General features: G+C 59.7%; 14 protein-coding genes. 4 read left to right on the top strand and 10 right to left on the bottom strand.

All coding sequences use genetic code 11. From position 1 onward, the window contains the following. Nucleotides 1–33: 33 nt before the first annotated feature. The 4 genes from SULPSESMR1_RS10835 (at nucleotide 34) to SULPSESMR1_RS10820 (ending at nucleotide 4436) form a co-directional block, all read left to right on the top strand. Nucleotides 34–645, top strand: a complete 612-nt coding sequence (locus tag SULPSESMR1_RS10835; RefSeq protein ID WP_089420831.1) for an MOSC domain-containing protein — start codon at nucleotides 34–36, stop codon at nucleotides 643–645. A 156-nt stretch (nucleotides 646–801) separates the two neighbouring features. Then, entirely contained in the window at nucleotides 802–2478 is a 1677-nt protein-coding gene (locus SULPSESMR1_RS10830) for a formate--tetrahydrofolate ligase (RefSeq protein ID WP_089420830.1), read from the top strand. A gap of 113 nt (nucleotides 2479–2591) precedes the next feature. Beyond that, entirely contained in the window at nucleotides 2592–3485 is an 894-nt protein-coding gene (gene folD / locus SULPSESMR1_RS10825) for a bifunctional methylenetetrahydrofolate dehydrogenase/methenyltetrahydrofolate cyclohydrolase FolD (RefSeq protein ID WP_089420829.1), read from the top strand. Nucleotides 3486–3728: 243 nt separating this feature from the next. Next, complete coding sequence (locus SULPSESMR1_RS10820) at nucleotides 3729–4436, top strand: LytTR family DNA-binding domain-containing protein (protein ID WP_089420828.1); 708 nt, start codon at nucleotides 3729–3731, stop codon at nucleotides 4434–4436. On the opposite strand, the gene pdeM is transcribed toward SULPSESMR1_RS10820, so the two are convergent. The 10 genes from pdeM to SULPSESMR1_RS10770 all read right to left on the bottom strand — a co-directional run bounded on the left by pdeM (nucleotide 4431) and on the right by SULPSESMR1_RS10770 (nucleotide 15701). Beyond that, complete coding sequence (pdeM, locus tag SULPSESMR1_RS10815) at nucleotides 4431–5096, bottom strand: ligase-associated DNA damage response endonuclease PdeM (RefSeq protein WP_089420827.1); 666 nt, start codon at nucleotides 5094–5096, stop codon at nucleotides 4431–4433. The genes SULPSESMR1_RS10820 and pdeM overlap by 6 nt on opposite strands. Nucleotides 5097–5138: 42 nt before the next feature. Then, on the bottom strand, nucleotides 5139–7550 hold the full coding sequence (locus tag SULPSESMR1_RS10810; protein WP_089420826.1) for a ligase-associated DNA damage response DEXH box helicase: 2412 nt from the start codon (nucleotides 7548–7550) through the stop codon (nucleotides 5139–5141). Between the two features lie 101 nt (nucleotides 7551–7651). Then, nucleotides 7652–8959, bottom strand: coding sequence for an ATP-binding protein (locus tag SULPSESMR1_RS10805; RefSeq protein ID WP_089420825.1), 1308 nt, complete (start codon nucleotides 8957–8959; stop codon nucleotides 7652–7654). A gap of 97 nt (nucleotides 8960–9056) precedes the next feature. Beyond that, on the bottom strand, nucleotides 9057–9551 hold the full coding sequence (locus SULPSESMR1_RS10800) for a prepilin peptidase (protein WP_089420824.1): 495 nt from the start codon (nucleotides 9549–9551) through the stop codon (nucleotides 9057–9059). 4 nt (nucleotides 9552–9555) lie between these two features. Then, nucleotides 9556–10419, bottom strand: a complete 864-nt coding sequence (locus tag SULPSESMR1_RS10795) for a tetratricopeptide repeat protein (RefSeq protein WP_089420823.1) — start codon at nucleotides 10417–10419, stop codon at nucleotides 9556–9558. Between the two features lie 27 nt (nucleotides 10420–10446). Beyond that, complete coding sequence (locus SULPSESMR1_RS10790; protein WP_089420822.1) at nucleotides 10447–11016, bottom strand: tetratricopeptide repeat protein; 570 nt, start codon at nucleotides 11014–11016, stop codon at nucleotides 10447–10449. A 4-nt stretch (nucleotides 11017–11020) separates the two neighbouring features. After that, nucleotides 11021–11998 (bottom strand): type II secretion system F family protein, encoded by a 978-nt coding sequence (locus SULPSESMR1_RS10785; RefSeq protein ID WP_421086490.1) that lies wholly within the window; start codon nucleotides 11996–11998, stop codon nucleotides 11021–11023. Nucleotides 11999–12010: 12 nt separating this feature from the next. Beyond that, nucleotides 12011–12973 carry a type II secretion system F family protein gene (locus SULPSESMR1_RS10780; protein ID WP_089420820.1) on the bottom strand — a complete coding sequence of 321 codons (963 nt, stop codon included), beginning with the start codon at nucleotides 12971–12973 and terminating at the stop codon, nucleotides 12011–12013. 11 nt (nucleotides 12974–12984) lie between these two features. After that, nucleotides 12985–14439, bottom strand: a complete 1455-nt coding sequence (locus SULPSESMR1_RS10775; RefSeq protein ID WP_089420819.1) for a CpaF family protein — start codon at nucleotides 14437–14439, stop codon at nucleotides 12985–12987. Between the two features lie 20 nt (nucleotides 14440–14459). Continuing rightward, nucleotides 14460–15701 carry an AAA family ATPase gene (locus SULPSESMR1_RS10770; RefSeq protein WP_089420818.1) on the bottom strand — a complete coding sequence of 414 codons (1242 nt, stop codon included), beginning with the start codon at nucleotides 15699–15701 and terminating at the stop codon, nucleotides 14460–14462. Nucleotides 15702–15755 lie beyond the last annotated feature (54 nt).

Here is a 15755-nt window from a genome sequence, read left to right as displayed (position 1 = left end):
GCCAGCCGTCGCCAGCAAAAAGGCCATCCGCTTATGCCCGCGCTTATACCTACGTCGTTCACCGCCCGCATCACATGGTTGGGGCGTAATACAAACCCCGCAGACAGCAGCATTGCAGGGGCCCTACGTTCGGAGCCGCTGGAAAGCGTGGCCGTCACGCTGGAGGGTTTCGAAGGCGAGGTTCACAGCGGCTTTTCCCGCCCGTCATGCAGCCGTGTGACATCGCAGCACCCCAAGGGCACCGAGATTGGCAATGCACGTCAGGTGACGATTCTGTCGGCCGAGGAACTGGCGCAGATCGCGCAAAAGATGGGCGTGGACGCGATTGACCCCGCGCTGCTGGGTGCGTCGATGATCGTCGAAGGCATCCCCGATTTCAGCCATATCCCGCCGTCTTCACGCTTGCAGGGGCCAAGCGGTGCGACGCTGGTGGTGGATATGGAAAACCGCCCCTGCATCCTGCCAGGCCGCGAGATCGAGACGCAGATGCCGGGATTCGGTAAACGGTTCAAACCCGCCGCGCGCAACTTGCGCGGGGTGACAGGTTGGGTCGAGCGTGCAGGTTCCTTTGCGGTGGGTGACACATTGGTGCTGCATATTCCCGACCAGCCGGTCTGGAAGCATCTGGCCGAGGCCCGCCGCTAGGTCTTTGGTTTCCGAAAAGAAACGATTGAGGCGCATCTGGACGGTGCAGGTGCGCAAAATGTCGGAAACGCCCCGTTGCGGGGGCTGGTCCGGCCTGTATGCATTAGGGCAATACCGCAGCACCCGCTGCGTGGTCGCGCTCGGGAGGAGACATTCATGGCCCATAAAACCGACATTCAGATTGCACGCGAGGCCAGCAAACTGAAAATTCAGGAGATTGGCGCCGTTCTGGGCATCCCGCCCGACGATTTGCTGCCCTATGGCCACGACAAGGCAAAGGTCAGCCAAAGTTTTATCGACGGTGTGCAGGACCGCGCCAATGGTAAGCTGATCCTTGTGACCGCGATCAATCCCACGCCAGCGGGCGAGGGCAAGACCACGACGACCGTGGGGCTGGGCGACGGTCTGAACCGCATCGGCAAGAATGCCTGCATCTGCATCCGCGAGGCCTCGCTGGGTCCGAACTTTGGCATGAAGGGCGGGGCGGCAGGCGGCGGCTATGCGCAGATCGTGCCGATGGAAGAGATGAACCTGCATTTCACCGGCGATTTCCATGCCGTCACCAGCGCCCATTCCCTGCTTTCGGCGTTGATTGACAACCATATTTATTGGGGCAACGAGTTGGACATCGACGTGCGCCGCGTGGTCTGGCGGCGTGTGGTGGATATGAACGACCGCGCCCTGCGCCAGATCAACGTCAGCCTTGGCGGCGTCGCCAACGGTTTCCCGCGCGAGGGGGGCTTTGACATTACCGTGGCTTCCGAAGTCATGGCGATCTTGTGTCTGTCCAACGATCTGAATGACCTGCAAAAACGATTGGGTGACATGATCGTGGCCTACCGGCGCGACCGCACGCCGGTGTTTGCCCGCGACCTGAAGGCGGATGGTGCGATGACGGTGCTGCTGAAAGACGCGATGCAGCCCAATCTGGTGCAAACGCTCGAGAATAACCCTGCCTTTGTCCATGGCGGTCCTTTTGCCAATATCGCGCATGGCTGCAATTCGGTCATTGCCACCAAAACGGCACTGAAACTGGCCGATTACGTGGTGACCGAGGCTGGTTTTGGGGCCGATCTGGGGGCCGAGAAGTTCATGAACATCAAGTGCCGCAAAGCGGGGCTGGCGCCATCGGTGGTGGTTTGCGTGGCCACGGTGCGTGCGATGAAGATGAACGGCGGTGTGGCCAAGGCCGATCTGGGCACCGAAAGCGTCGAGGCTGTTGAAAAAGGGTGTTCAAACCTTGGACGACATATCGAAAACCTGAAATCCTTTGGTGTGCCAGTTGTCGTCGCGATCAACCATTTTGTCACGGACACGGACGCCGAAGTGCAGGCGATCAAGGATTTTGTTGCCAGCATGGGTGCCGAGGCGATCCTGTCGCGGCATTGGGAACTGGGCAGCGAAGGCTCGGAGGCGCTGGCGACCCGCGTGGCCGAAATTGCCGATGCGGACACGGCAAATTTTGCCCCGATCTATCCTGATGACATGCCGCTGGCCGAAAAAATCCAGACCATCTGCAAAAAGATATATCGCGCAGACGAGGCGGTGATGAATCAGAAGATTCTGAACCAGTTGAAGGATTGGGAGGACCAGGGCTATGGCAACCTTCCGGTCTGCATGGCAAAGACGCAATATTCGTTCTCGACCGATCCAACGCAGCGCGGTGCGCCCACGGGGCATACGGTGCCGGTGCGTGAGGTGCGGCTGAGCGCGGGGGCCGGTTTTGTGGTGGCGGTCTGCGGTGAAATCATGACCATGCCGGGCCTGCCGCGCAGACCGTCGGCTGAAACGATTATATTGAACGGGGATGGCCAGATCGAAGGGCTGTTCTGAATTCGAAGGGCCGGATCTCGGGGGCATCAAGCCCCCGCTTGGCCCGGTCGCAACCTTGCGGCTGCTCCTGCCTCCGGCGGGGATATTTATGACCAAAAGAAAAGGACGTTCCGATGGCGGCGACTGTAATTGATGGCAAGGCTTTTGCGGCCAGAGTGCGGGGGCAGGTGGCCACCCATGTGGCGGCGCTGAAGAATGATCACGGGATCACGCCGGGACTGGCGGTCGTGCTGGTGGGTGAAGATCCGGCCAGTCAGGTCTATGTGCGCTCCAAGGGAAAGATGACCCTTGAGGTTGGTATGAAAAGTGTCGAGCATAAGCTGGATGTGGACACTGCCGAAGCGGATCTTCTGGCGTTGATCCAGAAGTTGAACAACGATCCGGAAATTCATGGAATCCTTGTGCAATTGCCGCTTCCTGATCATCTGGACGAAGATCTGGTTATCAACAGCATTGACCCCGCCAAGGATGTGGACGGGTTTCATATTTCAAATGTCGGCCTGTTGGGCACCGGACAGGACAGCATGGTGCCCTGTACGCCGCTGGGATGTTTGATGATGTTGCGCGACCACCACGGATCGCTGTCGGGCATGGATGCCGTGGTGATCGGGCGCAGCAACATTGTCGGTAAACCGATGGCGCAGTTGTTGCTGGGTGACAGTTGCACTGTCACGATTGCCCATTCGCGCACCAAAGACCTGCCCGATGTGGTGCGCCGTGCCGATATTGTGGTGGCTGCAGTGGGCCGTGCACAGATGGTGCCCGGTGGCTGGATCAAACCCGGTGCGACGGTGATCGACGTGGGCATCAACCGCATCGACAGGCCCGAGGGGGGCACGCGGTTGGTGGGTGATGTTGATTATGACAGTTGCGCCAAAGTGGCCGGGGCGATCACACCGGTTCCGGGGGGCGTGGGCCCGATGACGATTGCGTGCCTGTTGGCCAATACGGTCACCGCCTGCTGCCGTGCCAACGGGTTGCCAGCCCCCGAGGGGCTGACGGTCTGAAGCCCTTGCCGGTGGCGGGCCGGGGAGGCATCCTTGTCCGCCGTTGGCCTTGTTGCCACACCTTTGGTCGCGCAGAGGTGTGATCGCGTTAGCTGTTGAATATCCGCGCTTTTTCGGTAAAGAGACACGTATAGAGTGAATCTTTGATTAAGTGTGTTGGGCGACTGCCACGTGGGCCATACCATTTCCATATTGCGCAAAAGGGCGGCGTACCTCGCGTCTTCCGAGTCCGGCATTTATGCGATGATTGTTGTTGTCATAGTGCTCATTGCAGCAATGACGGGGCCGTTCGGTACTTATTTTCATGGCGGTTTCCTGACGAGACTGGGGTATTGGAGCGCGGCGATCTGCGGCGGGATTGCTGTGGCACGCACTGTGCGCAGGTTGGCTGCGCGCTGGCTGGGCGACCTGCCTTTTGTTGCACGCGAACCCGTTACTCTGGTGGTCATCACAGCAATTTTTGCGCCGGTCTTGCATGTCTGGACAGAGTCTCTGTTCAGGATGGGAGGGGTTGGAAAGCTTGCCTTTTGGCCAATGGCGGCAAAAATTCTCGCGATCTGTGTGATGGTCAGCATCCTGCGGTTCTGCCTGTCCAAGCTGCCAAAGCACATGCCCGCCGCAGAAGTGCCGCCCTCCGTAGAGGCCCGACTGCTGCGCCGGTTGCCGGACGATGCGGACCATGCTGTGCTGCGGCTGTCGGCGGACGGACACGTGGTGCATGTGGTCACCGCTGACCAGCGGTTCGAACTGCGGATGCGGTTTTCCGATGCGGTCAAGGAAATGGATCTGGTCGAGGGTTATTGCACCCACCGGTCGCATTGGGTTGCGCGGGCGGCGGTTGCCGAGACCCAAGTGCGCAACGGGCGCCCGTCGCTGGTGCTGACCAATGGCGATATGGTGCCGGTCAGCCGCAAATACCAACCCGAGCTTGAGGCCGTTGGCGTTCTATAGACGCGGCATCGGGATGCGCGTGGGCACAGCGCCGGTCAGGATCGCCGAGGCGTCGGGCTGCATCAGGCTGGCTAGAACCCCGTCGTGGCTGCGCAGGCCGCCGGTGTAGGTGCCATAGGCGGGCATGATCAGCCTGTCGTTATCCACAAGAAAAGCAGGCCGCGAGATTCTGCGCCCGCGCGTGGGCAGGGTGACCTTGGGATGGTAGTGCCCCGATATTTCACCGGACGTGCCGTGCGTCGCGATGTGACGAAAGGTCAGCGGTGGGACAAAAAGCTCGGCCAGATGGCTGCCGCCGACGTCGATGGGTCCGGGATCGTGGTTGCCTTCGATCCAGACCCAGTGGCGGCCTGCTTGCAGGCGGGTGATCCACAAACGGTCTTCCTCCAGAAGCGATTGTGCGGCTTGCAGGTCGTCAAAGCTGTCACCCAGACACACCACCGTACGGGCCTGTGTGTGGTCCAGATCCGCCGCCAGACGGGTCAGTGTGTCGCGTGTTTCGTAGGGGGGCAGGTTGGGACCACCACGCCGCGCCATGCGTTCGGATTTGCACAGGTGCAGGTCGGAGACGCACAGCAGGCTTTGGTCTGCCCACCACAGCGCGCCAGAGCCGAGCGTGGTAAGGCGTGCGCCGTGGAGGGTGATTTCGCAACCGTTCATGATTTGTTCATAGCGGGTGATCGGGGCTGGCGAAAGTGGAAATCAGGGTGGCGGCAGGCCAGCGGTTGCCATCAGGCGGGCGGCTTCCTCGGCAAGCAGGCGTTCTTCGGCCATGCCTTGGACGGGTACGCGGCCCGTTTCAAGCATCAGGGGGGCGGCCAGAGGTGTCAGGCGGTCGAGCGTGATCAGGTCGACGCGGGGGCCGATGCGGCGGGCCATGTCTTCGATCCGGCCGAAATCGACAAGGCCGCGCATGGCCTCTTCGCGAGTGATTTGCAGCATCAGATGGTTGGGGTCGTATTTGGCCAGCGTGTCATAGAGGATGTCGGACGAGAATGACGCCTGACGGCCCGATTTGCGGGCGGTTGGCGTGTTTCGGTCGATCAACCCTGCGATGGTGGCCGAGGCGCGGAACGTGCGTTTCATCACTGCGTTGCCGGCCAGCCAGCGATCAAGCCCGTCGCGCAGGGCGTCGATGTCGAACAGCGGCGCGGGGTCGGTGATCGGCTCCAGCCCCCAGATCAGCGTGGCATAGTCGGTCGCCAGAAAACCCAGCGGGTCGAGGCCCAACTCCTCCATCCGTTTGGTCAGCAACAGGCCCAGTGTTTGCATCGCATTGCGACCGGCAAAGCCATAAATTGCGTGATGGGTGCGCCCGTCGTGGGGAAAACACTCGATCAGTAGGCGGTCGGGTTCGGGCAGACGGCTGACCCTGCGTTGCAGGGCGAGCCAGTCGGCGGTGTGCGCGGGAAAGTCGGGCCAAATCTCCTGCTGAAACAAGCGCAGGATGCGCTGGCTAAGCTGGGTGGAGGTGGCGAATTTGGTACCCATGAAGGTGGCGATTTTCGGTTTCTTCGCGGCGTCGCGGGTGACTTGTACAGTCATTTCGCGCAGCGAGTCGTAGCGCACGATGCGGCCGCCGATCAGGAAGGTATCGCCGGGTGTCAGAGTGGCGGCAAAGGCTTCTTCGATCTCGCCCAAAGGTTTGCCTCCGCGCGTGTTCTTCATGCGCACCTTGAGCGTGTCGGTGTCCTGAATGGTGCCGATGTTCATGCGGATGCGCCGGTCGCCGCGCGGGTCGCGCAAGGCCCATGTGCCGTCGGGGGCCTGTTTCAACCGCTGCCACTGGTCGTAACCGCGCAGGGCATAACCGCCGGTAGCCACGAAATCGAGACAGGCGTCGAAACCGGCGCGCGTCAGGGTGCTGTAGGCGCCAACGGTGGTGATCTCGGCAAAGAGTGCATCCGCATCAAAAGAGCCTGCGGCGGCGGTAATCAGGATGTGTTGGCACAGCACATCGCGGGGGCCGGGGCCGCGTGGGTCTCCGTCAAGGTCGCCTGCCAACGCCGCATCGATGGCAGCCACGCATTCGACCACCTCGAAGCGGTTGGCGGGCACAAGGCGGGCCTTGGAGGGTGCGTTGTAGCGGTGGTTGGCACGGCCGATACGCTGGACCAGCCGTTTGACATTCTTGGGCGCGCCGATCTGGATGATCAGGTCGACGTCGCCCCAGTCGATGCCCAGATCCAGCGTGCCAGTGCACACGATGGCGCGCAGTTGCCCCGCGACTATCGCAGCCTCGACCTTTTGCCGCTGGGCGCGGTCAAGTGATCCGTGATGGATGCCGATGGGCAGGCTGTCTTCGTTGGCAAGCCACAGGTTGTGAAAGAAGATCTCGGCCTGCGCGCGGGTGTTGTGAAAGATCAGCGTGGTCTTGTGCTGGCGGACCAGATCAAGCACGGCAGGGATGGCGTATCTGGCGCCGCCACCGGACCACGGCGGCGCGGCGTCGGTGGTCAGCATGGCAATGTCGGGGGCAGGTCCGGGGTCGGCCTGAAGTATTTCGCAAGGGTCGGGATGACAGGCGAGGCTGTGGGCGATGGCGGCAGGGTCTTCAACCGTGGCGGACAGGCCAACACGTTTGAGATCGGGGCACAGGGTTTGCAGCCGCCCCAGCGCCAGCATCAACTGGTCGCCGCGTTTGCTTTCGGCCAGTGCGTGAATCTCGTCGACGATGACCCGCTTTAACCCTTTGAAGATGTGCGGCGCGTCGGGATAGCTGGTCAGCAGGGCCAGCGATTCAGGTGTGGTTAGCAGGATATGGGGCGGATCGGCGCGCTGGCGGCGTTTTTGGGTGGCTGTGGTGTCGCCGGTGCGGTCCTCGATGCGCACAGGCAGGGTCATCTCGGTCACCGGCGTGGTCAAGTTGCGTTTGATGTCGGCGGCCAGCGCCTTGAGCGGAGAAACATAGAGCGTGTGCAGACCCGCGTGCGGCTGGCTGGCCAGATCGACCAGCGTGGGCAGGAACCCTGCCAACGTTTTGCCCCCGCCCGTGGGCGCGATCAGCAGTAGGGCGGGCGCCTCTGCACGGTCTAGCATATCCTGCTGGTGTGGGTGGATTTGCCAGCCTTTGGCGGCGAACCAGTCGGCGAAAAGGGGGGGCAGGTGTGTCATGCCGCGCACTGTAGCGGATGCGGGCGGGGGGGCCAGTGGTGTTGGGGGCTCTGCCCCCGGCCTTTGGCCTTTCCCCGGAGTTTATCTGGCAAGATGAAGGGTTACTTTACGATGACTTCGTCTTTGACGAACATGTTGGACCATGCACGGTCGATCAACTGGGGAGACATTTTGTAAGGGATGCCTTCGAAGTCGCAGATTGCGATCATCTGGTCGATCAGGAACACCGGCTGGTAGTTGGCATAGACATTGCCGATGGTGGGGTATTTCACCTTGAGAAGATGGACCAGCGAAGGCTCGTCCAATGCCATGTTTTTCTTGCGGGCGACCATTGCGAAAATCTTGAGGAAGTTGGCCTGATTGGGACCGTCGATCTTGATCTTGAAGAAAATCCGGCGCAGGGCCGCCTGATCGAAGATTTCGTTGGGGTGGAAGTTGGTCGAAAAGATCACCAGCGTGTCAAAGGGTACTTCGAACTTTTCGCCCGATTGCAATGACAGGATGTCCTTGCTTTCTTCCAGCGGGACGATCCAGCGGTTGACCAGACTTTGCGGTGATTCAGCCTGTCTGCCAAGGTCGTCGACGATGAAGATACCACCGGTAGATTTCAGCTGTAGCGGTGCCTGATAGGTGCGCGCTACGGGGTTGAAGACCAGATCGAGCATATCAAGCGACAGCTCGCCGCCGGTAATCACCGTGGGCCGTTCGCAGCATACATAGCGGCGGTCGAAACGGGTGACGCGGCGCAGGGAATTGGGGTCGTCCACCTGTTCTTCGGCGATAACATGCACGATGGGGTCATAGACGGTGATCACTTGCCCTGCGTATTCGATGGCGCGCGGCACATAGACCCAGTCGCCCAAAGCGTCGCGGATGCCGTTCGAGATCGAGGATTTGCCGTTGCCGGGGGGGCCGTACATCAGGATCGAGCGACCGGCGCTGACGGCGGGGCCCAGATGGTCCAGCAGGCTGTCGGGCAGCACCAGATGGCCCATGGCATTGGTCAACTGGGCGCGGCTGACCATGATGTTGCGGATCGACTGGCGTTCGACCTGTTCGCGGTAGACGGCCAGCGGCACCGGCATCGCGCCGAAATACTCTGACTGCTTGAGCGCATCCAGCGCGCGCGCCTTGCCGGCGTCGGTCAACTGATAGCCCATTTCGCTGCCGTTGTTGGCGTTCAACGTGCCTGTTGCCTCGATCAGGCGCTGGTCGCGGCCCATGTCGATCAGCTCTTGGGTGACGGGAATGGGCAGGCACAGCGCAGGTGCCAGATCGGTGACCATGTCCAGACTTTTGCGGAACATGGTTTTCAACAGGATGTCGCGCATCATGACGACGGGCAATTTCATCTCTTCCAGCCGCTTGGGTGCGGGGGGAGCCATCACGGACGTTTGCTGCATGGTCATCGATCGGTGCCTGTCTGTTATCTGCGTGAGATCTGCAATAACGTGAATTTGGGCCAATAATGTGGCGATACCTTTAAGACGTTATCGGTGCGCGCAATCAGCTGCCAAAAACCGCCCCGAGCCCGAGATAGAAGGCAAGTGTGCCGCCAAGCGCAAAGCCCATCGGGAATTTCTTGCCCTGGTTCCAGCTGATCCAGTGGGGGGCCACGCGTTGCAGGGGGCTGTGCTTGGCCAGACGGTGCGTGGCATAGGCCGCCAGCAGGTTGGCCGCATAGAGCGCGATCACGAAACGCACATCGCCCAAGGCCACAAAAGGCGCTGCAGCGGCAATAAATTTGGAATCGCCTGCGCCCATTACACCCGCTGCATTCAGCGCGATGGTCACCAGCAGGACGCTCACCAGTTGCGCCAGCCGCCACAGGTATTGATCAAAGGGAAGCGCGATCAGGCCGACCAGCAAGAACACCATGACAAGGGCGATAACCGACTGGTTTGTAATGCGCATTTCGCGCATGTCGGTGAACGCCACGTAAAAGCACAATGGCAGTACGAAGGGCAGGAACCACCACGCGGACCAGGCCGAGATTGCCACGGGGCTACCCGTTGGAGACGTTGTTTTCCAACGCCTGCAATGAACGAACGGCGGCCTCGAAGTGCTGGGGATGCGTCTCGATGGCATCGCGGAGCAGGCCCTTGCCTGTTTCAACATCACCTTGTTTGATCGCCGACAAGGCCAGCGTGTGCAGCAGTTGCGCGCGCTCGACCTGATCCATCGGGATCACGGGCAGGCTGTAATCACGTTGCGCACCCCGCGCGAGGATCATGTTGTTCTTGGCGGTGAACAGCGACGGATCCTGACGGATCGCCTCGCCGAACAGCCGCTCGGCGTCGGTGTAGTCGCCGCGTGTAAGCTTGGAATAGCCCCAGTTGTTCATCACTCCGGCAGGCTGCGTCGTCAGGCCCACGGCTATCTCGTAGAAACTGTCGGCCTTTTTCCATTCCTGATTGCTGTCGGCCACCATCGCTTCAAGCCGGTAGCGTTTGAATGTCTCGTGAGTGGGCGCGACGCTATCAAGAACCTTTTCGGCATTGGCCCAGTCACCCGAGCGGATCAGCGCGTCGGCATAATCCACCTGATCGTCGGCTGTGGACCCGTCCATTTTAACCACTTTGCCATAGGCTGTGGCCGCTTCGGTCGTGCGCTTGGCGCGGACCAGAGAACTGGCCAACCCGCGTTGCAGGTCGATGCGGCTGGGGTCACTGGCAGCGCTGCGTTGGAAATAGGCGACCGCCTCGTTGGGGTCGGCCACGGTCAGCATCACGTCGTTCAGGTTGCTTTCATCTACGACGTTTACGTCCTGAAATGCACGTTGCACGGCTGCATCGCCGCTTTTCTGTTCACAAGCGGACAGAACCATTGCGCCTGCAATACAGGCGGAAACAAGGATGGGGTGGCGCATTTATTGCGTCCTTTACTGCTGCCTCGATCATGATGCTGGCCGGATCAGGTAATCACTGCTGCCGCGCCGCACCAATTTATAATTGTTATTTTCTGGCTCTACCGTAACAGAATTTTCCGTTTTTGCGAGTGCTAAGCGCAGATTATCCCTGATGAGTGTGCTTTCTCCGTCATCCAACGCATAGGCTTTGCGGAAAATCTGCTCGGCTTCTGCGGTTTGGCCGCTTTCCATCAGAACAACGCCCAGATTGTTGTAGATTTCAGGCCATGCGTCGTATTCGGCTGTGGCCCTGCGCAATAGCTTTTCTGCCTGTCCCAGACGGCCCAGACCCAGATTGGCGGTGCCCAGACCCGAGAGGATTTCGGCGTTCATGCCTTCGTCCAGTGCGGCGCGGGTAAAGGCCTTGATTGCCAGTTCGAATTCGCCCGCTGCAATCAGACGGTGGCCGACCTCGATCCCGTCGACGGCCTGTTTGCTGGTGTCCACGCCGGGGGCGTAAACGCCGTCCGAAGATGCCGAAAGGCCGCCCGATGAACAGGCGGCCAATCCGTGAGCCATAAGAGCAGCAACAAGGGCCGCTTTGGTGGCTGATCTCATAGGGTTATCTGCTCATGTTGCCCAATTGGGTGATGCCGTGCACCGAAGGACCAACCAGAATGATCAGCAGCGGCGGCACGGTGAGCATCATTGTGGCAAGGGTCATCTTCGTTGGCAACTTGTTTGCGGCTTCTTCGGCGCGCATCACACGTTTGTCCCGCATTTCGGAGGCATAGACCCGCAAGGCTTCGGCGATGGACGTACCGAAGCTGGCAGATTGCACCAACACCGTCGTAAAGCTGGACACATCCTGCACACCACAGCGTTCGCCCATGTCGTTCAGGACTGTTTCCTTGTCCTTGCCGGCCTTCATCTCGTAGGCGACGATTTCGAATTCATCGGCCAGCGCGGGATAAGAGGCGCGCAATTCGCGGGCCACGCGCACGATGGACTGGTCCAGCGATTGACCGGCTTCGACGCAGACCAGCATCATGTCCAGCGCATCGGGAAAGCCGCGTGTGATCTGTTCCTTGCGGGCTTCGACGCGGCGGGTGACCCAGTATTGCGGCAGGTAATACCCGATCCCGCCCGGTCCCAATGTCCACATGGCCATCTTGTTGGTGGTCATCTCGACGTCGGCATTCAGAACGTTGACATAGATCACGCCCAAGATCAGGCCGGTGATCCCCAGCGCAAATTGGGCAAAGTGGAAAATCCGCACCGCATCGCGTGACTGATAGCCCGCTTGCGTCAGCATCAACTGGCGTTTGCTCAGCTCGGCCACGTCTTTTGGTTCAAGAAAGCCTGCAAAGCGGTCAAGCTGTTCGTTGTGCCCGCCCTGTCGCAGTTTTTCGCGCGGGGCGTTGCCACCGGGGGCCCGAACCTGACGTTTCAGTTTGGTCATGGGATCTTCGGGTTGGCGCAGCATCATCACCACGGTGAAGATGACCAGCATCAGACCCAACACACCGGCGATGATGATTGGACCAAGGGGGCCCAGAGTATCGGTGATGGCCGTTTGAATCGGTGTAAACATATCCACGGTATTGCTTCCTTATACCTTGATGTCAGTCAAAGCGCGCATGACAAAAAGGTTGACGGTCAAGAAGATGCCCACGGCAAAGCAGGCGGGAATGAAATAGGGGTGATCGCGCACTTCGTCATAGTAGTGAGGGTCGCCAAGCTGGATCACGACCAACGCCAGAAGGGGGAAGGCGGACAGGAACTTGCCCGACCATTTCGCCTCGGCGGTGATCGCCTTGACGCGGCGGAACAGACGGAAGCGGGCGCGGATCACCTGCGCCAGACCGGCGAGGATTTCGGCAAGGTTACCACCCGATTGCTGTTGAATGGTCACGGCCACGGCGAGAAAGCGCAAATCCTGCATGTCCAGACGTTCGGCCATATCTTTCAACGCCTCGCCCACATCGCGGCCATAGGCGCTTTCGTCTGCGATCACGCCGAATTCCGACGCCAGCGGATCCTTGACCTCTTTTGATACGATCTGGATGGCGGAACTGAAAGGGTGCCCCACGCGCAGCGACCGCACCATCAGTTCAACTGCGTCGGGCAGTTGCTCTTCGATCATGGACAGACGTTTGTTGGCCTTGGTCGAGACCCAGAAATAGACCGCGCCGACGCCGATGACGATAGACAGCAAGATGCGCACGGGTGGCTCGGTTTCGGTGCCGATGGTCAGGCCCATAAAGGCCACAATCGCAAGGCCGGCCATCACCCCGATCAGCTGTTTCGGGCTAAAGGCAATTGCTGCCTTTTGCGCCTTTTCCGCCAGAAGCGAATACAGCGGGATCGATTTGGCGTTCATGTGCTGCTGCATTTCCTTGCGCAATTGGTCCAGCACTTCTTCGCGCCGACCGCCCTTGTTCAACATGTCAAGGCGGCGGTTTACGCGTGAATTCAGCGAAATCGACTTGCCAAAGGCCACGAGATACAGGCCCTCGACCAGAACAAGGACGCCGACAAAGATCAGGCCGTAGATGATGGGTTCTGCGCTCATGTCGTCATTCCTTATTGGGCTGCGATGGGTTCGTAGATGGACGAAGGCAGGTCATAGCCCCACATCCGGAAGCGTTCGGCATAGTGCGAACGCACGCCTGTCGCGGTGAAATGTCCGATGATCTTGTTCTCGGGCGTCAGGCCGACGCGCTGGTAGCGAAAGATTTCCTGCATGGAAATCACGTCGCCTTCCATGCCGGTAATCTCGGTGATTGAGGTCATCCGGCGTGAGCCGTCTTGCAAACGCGAGGCCTGAACGATCAGATTCACAGCCGATGAAATCTGGCTGCGCACGGCCTTGAGGGGCATTTCGATACCTGCCATCGCAATCATGTTTTCCAGGCGCGACACGCCATCGCGCGCGCTGTTGGCGTGGATCGTGGTCATCGAGCCGTCGTGGCCGGTGTTCATGGCCTGCAACATGTCGATCACTTCCTCGCCGCGTGTCTCACCAACGATGATGCGGTCGGGTCGCATCCGAAGGGCGTTTTTCAGACAGTCGCGGGGGGAAACCTCGCCTTTGCCTTCGACGTTGGGCGGGCGGCTTTCCATCCGGCCCACGTGGGTCTGTTGCAGTTGAAGTTCTGCCGTATCCTCGATGGTCAGGATACGTTCGGAATTGTCGATGAAGGACGACAGAGCGTTCAGCGTGGTTGTTTTACCCGAGCCTGTACCACCGGAAACGATGATGTTCAGGCGGGTGGCGACCGCCGCCTGAAGGTAGGCGGCCATCTCTTCGGTGAACGCGCCGAAATCAACCAGATCGTCGATGCCTAGCTTGTCCTTTTTGAATTTCCGGATCGACACCAAACTGCCATCCACCGCGATGGGGGGCACCATCGCGTTAAAGCGCGAGCCGTCTTTCAGACGGGCGTCAACATACGGGTTGCTTTCATCGACGCGCCGACCAACCGCCGAAACGATCTTGTCGATGATACGCAGCAGGTGGCGTTCGTCTTTAAAGGTGACGTCGGTCAGTTGAAGCTTGCCATCGCGTTCGACAAAAATCTGCTGCGGGCCGTTGACCAGAATATCGTTGACAGAGTCGTCTTTCAAAAGTGTTTCGAGCGGGCCGAGCCCTTTGACTTCGTCGTAAAGCTCTTGATTCAGGGTCTGCCGTTCGTCGCGGTTCAAAACGATGCTACGCTCTTGCAAAAATTCTGCGGCGATGGCACCGATTTCGTGGCGCAGATCCTGTTCCGACGCGGTTTCCAGCGCGGCCAGATTCAGGCTGTCCAACAGCGCGCGGTGCAGATCCAGCTTGATCTCGCCCATACGCTCTTTGCGTTTGCGTTCTTTTTCGATGGGGGCCACCGTTGCAGTCACCATATTGGTGCGACGTGCAACGCGGGTCGGGTCAGGCTTGGCTGTGGTCTGTGGTATCCGTGTGACCTTGGCGACTGGCGCCGCTTTGGCAGCGGCTGCTTCGGGCGCGGTCGGCGCAGGTTTTTTATATTTGGAAAACATGGGCTTCCCCCGGTTACAGATCAGGCCGCTTTGGACTCATCGGATTTTGTTTCATGTATAGACGCTGCCAATTTGGCAATTTCACGGCGCAGCGGGTTTTTTGCTGCGGATGTGGCCAACGGCAGGCCATGATCCGCGCCTTGGGTGATCGGTTTGCCGCCATCTGGCAGCGACACTTCAATCGCCACCTCAAGGCTTTCAGCCATGCGTTTCACCCGACCCTTGCCGCTGAGATCGGTAAATTTCGGCGCGCGGTTCAGCACATAACGCAGCTTTTCCGCAGGCAGTTCTTCGGATTGCAGGGCGCGCTTGAAACGCAGCGTGTTTTGCGCCGACCGCATATCCAGTTCGATGGTCGCGAAATAAATATGCGCGGCATGCAAAACCGTTTCGGTCCATTGCACCAGCGTCGAAGGCATATCCACGACCACATAGTCGAAGTGCGTGCGCGCCATTTCAATGACGCGCCCGATGTCCTCGGGCGAGACCAGATCCAGCGGCAGCATGTCCGCAGGGGCGGTGAGAACGTGCAGTTTGTCGTTATATGTTACCAGCGACTGGCCGAATGTTTCGTCGTCCATGTTTTCGGTGTCCGACATCATCTCGTAGACCGCTTCGCGGCGCGCCAGATCCAGATAGGTCGATACCGATCCGAATTGCAGATCCAGATCAAGCAGGCAAACGGACGGTGCCGCCTGTCCTTTTTTATCAAGGATTGCCAGTTCCCATGCCAGATTGGTTGCCAATGTTGTCGCACCCGTGCCACCGGCAAGGCCGTGCACAACGATCACAGCGCCGTCTTTGCTGGCACCTGCGGGCAATGCCGGTGCCGCGGCCTCGACGTTCTCGGGCTCGGGTTCGGTCTGAACGCGCGAGATGGCCAGCTCCAGTTCGTTTTCCGGCAGAGGGTAGGGAACAAACTCGTCCGCGCCCTTGCGCAGCAGAGTGTGCAACGAGGCAGGTGTCATGTCTTCGGCTATCAGGATGACCTTGATTTTGCGGGCCTTGGCCTGCGTGATGATCTCGGCCATCAGCACAAGGTTTTCTTCGTCCTCCTGATCCATCGCCAAAGCAATGAATTCCAACGCTTCGGCCTCGGGTTGACCAAAAAACGCCAGCGCCTCGGCAAAACCCAGATCACCCCAGGATTCGCCCAATGCGCTTTCCATGTCTTCGATCAACAGATCAAAGTTCTGAACGTCACGGCTGACGGTGCAGGCCACAATCGGGGCTGTTTCTGGTTGCGGCATGACGCTGCTCATTACCTATCTTCCTTTTTTCAAGGGTTGGCAGATAGATTGCAGGCGTTATGATGT

The sequence above is a fragment of the Pseudosulfitobacter pseudonitzschiae genome (assembly GCF_002222635.1).
Classification (GTDB): Bacteria; Pseudomonadota; Alphaproteobacteria; order Rhodobacterales; family Rhodobacteraceae; genus Pseudosulfitobacter; species Pseudosulfitobacter pseudonitzschiae_A.
Note: the sequence above shows the minus strand (reverse complement) of the source record. Positions and strands in the feature narration are given on the sequence as shown.

Excerpts from the sequence above, each read along its gene's own strand:
- SULPSESMR1_RS10820 (WP_089420828.1), top strand. The coding sequence starts at position 3,729 with ATGATTGTTGTTGTCATAGTGCTCATTGCAGCAATGACGGGGCCGTTC.
- SULPSESMR1_RS10780 (WP_089420820.1), bottom strand. The coding sequence starts at position 12,973 with ATGAGCGCAGAACCCATCATCTACGGCCTGATCTTTGTCGGCGTCCTT.
- SULPSESMR1_RS10805 (WP_089420825.1), bottom strand. The coding sequence starts at position 8,959 with ATGACCATGCAGCAAACGTCCGTGATGGCTCCCCCCGCACCCAAGCGG.
- SULPSESMR1_RS10835 (WP_089420831.1), top strand. The coding sequence starts at position 34 with ATGCCCGCGCTTATACCTACGTCGTTCACCGCCCGCATCACATGGTTG.
- SULPSESMR1_RS10790 (WP_089420822.1), bottom strand. The coding sequence starts at position 11,016 with ATGAGATCAGCCACCAAAGCGGCCCTTGTTGCTGCTCTTATGGCTCAC.
- SULPSESMR1_RS10810 (WP_089420826.1), bottom strand. The coding sequence starts at position 7,550 with ATGACACACCTGCCCCCCCTTTTCGCCGACTGGTTCGCCGCCAAAGGC.
- SULPSESMR1_RS10830 (WP_089420830.1), top strand. The coding sequence starts at position 802 with ATGGCCCATAAAACCGACATTCAGATTGCACGCGAGGCCAGCAAACTG.
- SULPSESMR1_RS10795 (WP_089420823.1), bottom strand. The coding sequence starts at position 10,419 with ATGCGCCACCCCATCCTTGTTTCCGCCTGTATTGCAGGCGCAATGGTT.
- SULPSESMR1_RS10775 (WP_089420819.1), bottom strand. The coding sequence starts at position 14,439 with ATGTTTTCCAAATATAAAAAACCTGCGCCGACCGCGCCCGAAGCAGCC.
- SULPSESMR1_RS10770 (WP_089420818.1), bottom strand. The coding sequence starts at position 15,701 with ATGAGCAGCGTCATGCCGCAACCAGAAACAGCCCCGATTGTGGCCTGC.
- folD (WP_089420829.1), top strand. The coding sequence starts at position 2,592 with ATGGCGGCGACTGTAATTGATGGCAAGGCTTTTGCGGCCAGAGTGCGG.
- pdeM (WP_089420827.1), bottom strand. The coding sequence starts at position 5,096 with ATGAACGGTTGCGAAATCACCCTCCACGGCGCACGCCTTACCACGCTC.